2 protein-coding genes are annotated in these 2429 nt (G+C 73.9%); both read right to left on the minus strand.

Annotation, left to right across the window (positions count from 1 at the left end; genetic code table 11):
• Positions 1–1352, minus strand: a 1352-nt coding sequence (locus AB0M20_RS38320) for a cobyric acid synthase (protein WP_364305805.1), incomplete at its 3' end; no start/stop codon positions are given.
• 35 nt (positions 1353–1387) lie between these two features.
• Positions 1388–2344, minus strand: coding sequence for a cobalamin biosynthesis protein (locus tag AB0M20_RS38325; protein ID WP_364305807.1), 957 nt, complete (start codon positions 2342–2344; stop codon positions 1388–1390).
• Positions 2345–2429 lie beyond the last annotated feature (85 nt).

Consider the following 2429-nt stretch of genomic DNA (forward strand, 5'->3'; position numbering starts at 1 on the left):
CGGGCGGCCGCCGCGGTCAGGAACCGGCGGCGGAACTCGTCGGACTCGAAGGCGCCGTGCCAGTGGGTGCCGCTCACCGAACCCGCGACAGCGCCTTCGGGCTGCCCGTCGGCGTAGTGCAGGAACGGCTCGGCGGCGTCGTTGGCGGACACGTACCCGTGGTGGATCTCGTAGCCGCGCACGGGCGCGCTCAGCGCGTACCCCTGGGATCGGTTGAGGATCTTGCGCCGCTCGAAGGTGATCTCCGTCGGCAGGAGGCCGAGCCCGGGTACGGTGCCGCGGCCGCTCTCGACGTCGTCGTGGATTGCGCGGCCGAGCATCTGGAAGCCGCCGCACAGGCCCAGCACCGGCTTGCCCTGGGCGGCGTGGCGGTGCACCGCGTCGGCCAGGCCGGTCTCGCCGAGCCAGGCCAGGTCGCTGACGGTCGCCTTCGAGCCGGGCAGCACCACCAGGTCGGCGTCGTCGATCTCGGCGGCCTCGACGGTCAGGCGTACGCGCACGCCCGGCTCCGCCGCCAGCGCCTCGGCATCGGTCGCGTTGGAGATCCGCGGGAGCCGGACCACCGCGACCCGGAGCCACTCGGTGCCGTGCGGTGCGGCGGGCCGGCCCAGCACCTGCCCATAGGCCAGCGAATCCTCACCGTCGAGCCAGATGTCCAAGCTGAACGGCAACACGCCGAGAACCGGCCGGCCCGTGATCCCGGTGATCATGTCGAGCCCCGGCTGCAGGATCGTCTGATCACCGCGGAACTTGTTGATCACAAAGCCGGCGACCAGCGCCTGGTCCTCGGGGCTGAGCAGGGCGACCGTGCCGAACAACGCGGCGAAGACGCCGCCGCGGTCGATGTCGCCGACCACGATGGCGGGCATCCTCGCCTGCCGGGCGAGCCCCATGTTGACGAAGTCGCCGTCGCGCAGGTTGATCTCGGCGGGGCTGCCGGCGCCCTCGCAGATCACCGCGTCGTACTCGTCCCGCAGCCCCGCCAGCGTGGCGTGCGCGACCTCGGCGAGCCTCTTCCGCTTCGTGCGGTAGTCGCCGGCGGTGACCGTGTCGATCGCCTCACCGAGCAGGACGACCTGGCTTTCCCGGTCACTGCCCGGCTTGAGCAGGACCGGGTTGAAGCGGACCTCCGGCGCGAGGCCGCAGGCGGCGGCCTGCATGGCCTGGGCGCGGCCGATCTCACCGCCGCGGCCGTCCGGGCCGGCCACGACGACGGAGTTGTTGGACATGTTCTGGGCCTTGAAGGGCGCGACCTTGACGCCGCGGCGGTGCAGCCAGCGGCAGATCCCGGCGGTGAGCACACTCTTGCCGGCGTCCGAGGTGGTCCCGGCCACCAATAGCGCCCCACCCACTGCGCGCCTCCTGTTCCATGCCCGACCGGTCGACGCTAGCCGTTCCCGTGCGGGGCGATTACCCCGGTCTTGACCTGTGCGCGTCGGCGGCCGACGCGTTCCGTCAGCTCGGCGCGGCCCCACGCGAGCCCGACCGCCAGCAACGCCGCTGCCGCACCCACCGCCCCCGAGATCCGCGCGGCCCGGCGGGCGTCGCCTGCGCTCGGGCGGGGGCCGTCGCCCAGCAGCGGGCGCACCTCGGACCGCCCGAAGTACACGTTGCGGCCGCCCAGTCGCACCCCCAGCGCGCCGGCCATCGCGGCCTCGCACTGGCCGGCGTTGGGCGAAGGGTGATCGTTACGGTCGCGGCGCCAGACTCGGTAGGTCTCGCGGTGGGTCCCTCCCCCAGCCACCGCCAAGCCGATCGTCAGCAGGCCCGTCAGCCGCGACGGCGCCAGATTCAGCGCATCGTCGAGCCGCGCCGCGGCCGTGCCGAAACGCTCGTATCGCGCCGACCGATGCCCGACCATCGCGTCCAGCGTGTTCGCCGCGCGATAGCCCAGCAGCCCCGGCAACCCAGCCACGCCACCCCACAGCAGCGGTGCCACCACCGCGTCGGACGTGTTCTCGGCGACCGACTCCACCGTCGCCCTCGCCAGCTCCTGCTCATCCAGCGCCGAAGGATCCCGCCCGCACAGGTGGCCGAGCCGGCCACGCGCCGCCGCCATGTCACCGCGGTCGAGATGCCCGGCCATGGTTCGAGCCTCCCGGCGAAGCGTCCGGCCGCCGAGCACCGTCCACGTCGCCGCCGCGGTCACCGCCGCCCGGGCCACGGGCCACCGCCGGGTGACGGCCGCGAGAGCGACCCCGGCCAGCACGGGCGTTCCGACGGCCGCGAGCGTGTAGACGAGTCCGGCACGGCGGTTGGGCGCGTAGAGCCGTCGCTCCAGCGCGCCGGCCGCCCGGCCGAAGCCGGCCACCGGATGGAACCTCCGGGGATCCCCGAGGGCCATGTCGAGCACATATCCGGCGGCGAGGCCGGCCGCGTCCGCAGCGATCACGAGCGCAAGTCTGCCCGGCGGCCGGCCTCTCGCGAAG

Source organism: Actinoplanes sp. NPDC051633 (genome assembly GCF_040681735.1).
Classification (GTDB): Bacteria; Actinomycetota; Actinomycetes; order Mycobacteriales; family Micromonosporaceae; genus Actinoplanes.